The organism is Parasphingomonas frigoris, from assembly GCF_036663815.1.
GTDB lineage: Bacteria > Pseudomonadota > Alphaproteobacteria > Sphingomonadales > Sphingomonadaceae > Sphingomonas.
Window position 1 is genome coordinate 1 of sequence record NZ_JAXOJQ010000037.1, and the last position, 1526, is coordinate 1526.

1 protein-coding gene is annotated in these 1526 nt (G+C 63.0%); it reads right to left on the reverse strand.

Features of this window, described 5'->3' with window-relative positions:
- Nucleotides 1-14: 14 nt before the first annotated feature.
- Nucleotides 15-1526: prolyl oligopeptidase family serine peptidase (locus tag U1872_RS22245; protein WP_332795048.1), on the reverse strand; the 1512-nt coding region annotated here is incomplete at its 5' end.

Genomic DNA, 1526 nt, shown 5'->3' on the forward strand with positions numbered 1-1526 from the left:
CCCCGAAGTCCGCGTCAATCCATCAGCTTGCGCTGAAGGTAGGTCATCGTCAGCGCTGTCGTCCGGGCAGCCTGTTTCAGATCGGCACCTGCGCCGTGGCCGCCTTCGGTATTCTCGTAGTAGAAAAACGGCAGTTTTAGCTCTTCCATCCGCGCAGCGAATTTGCGGGCGTGTTGCGGGCCCACGCGATCATCCTTCGTGGTCGTGAAAATGAAGGGTTCGGGATAAGCCACGCCCGCCTTAAGGTTGTGATACGGCGACGTCTTGCGCCAGAAAGCCATAACCGCCGGGTCGGCGTTTACGTCGCCATATTCGCCCTGCCACGAGGCGCCGGCCGCAATCTTCGAGATCCGGATCATGTCGAGCAGCGGCACCTGGATGACGACCGCGTTCCACAGCTCGGGATGCTGAATGAATTCCACGCCCATCAATAGACCGCCGTTCGAGCCACCCTCGATCCCCAGCCGCCGCGGACTGGTAATATTGCGCGAGATCAGGTCGCGTGCGACCGCAGCGAAGTCGTCATAGATGATCTGGCGCTTCACGCCGAGCCCAGCCTCGTGCCAGCGCGGCCCGAATTCGCCGCCGCCACGGATGTTGGCGAGCACGAAGGCCCCCCCGCGCTCAAGCCACAATTTGCCCTGCGTGCCCGAATAATACGGAGTCTCGCTCGCCTGGAAGCCGCCATACGCCGTCATCAGCGTCGGCGTACTGCCGTCGAGCTTTATGTCCTTGCGATGCACCACGAAATACGGAATCCGCGTTCGATCGGTCGAGATCGCCTCGCGCTGCTCGACCACCTCGCCCGACGCGTCAAACTTCGCAGCAAGCGATTTGGCGACCTCGAGGGTGCTTCCGCTCGCATCGGTGAGATAGAGCTTTGATGGCGTGAGGAAGCCGCTCGCGCTGAGGAACGCGAGATTGGACTTCATGTTGGTTGCGCCGAAGCCGACCGTGAGATTGTCGGGAAGATCGAGCTTGCGGACCTTCCAGCCGCCGCCGGCTTGTGGCGCATAGACCCACGCGCGACCGCGGACCTTGTCGAGCGTCGAGACGAGCAACATGTCGCGCGTCGAAGACACGCCACCGAGCGATTCACGCGGCCCGGGAGACCAGATCAGGCGCGCTTTGGGGTGCGCTGGATCGGTCTTCGTCGATGCAAGGTCGAGCTGCGCGAGCGCTCCTGGAATGAAGCTCGGGCCAGCGGCCGGCCATGCCTCATCAAGGCTCAGGACGATCCGGCCATCGACCAGTTCCGCGATGTTGGCCTTTTGCGGGATGGCGAGCTTCACGGGCCCGTTCGGCGTCAGGACCAGCGTCTCGGAATGGAAGAAATCGATCGCGCGCTGGACATAGGCCAGCGTGTTGCCATGGCCGTCGTGCTGAACCGCGGCGCTCGCCGAGACGTCGCTCTTGGTCCCGCGATAGACTTCACTCGCGCTGACGAGTGGCTCGCCGCGCGTCAGCCGTTTGACGATATAGGGATAGCCCGAATTGGTGAGGTCGCCGGGCGTCCACTCGGTCGA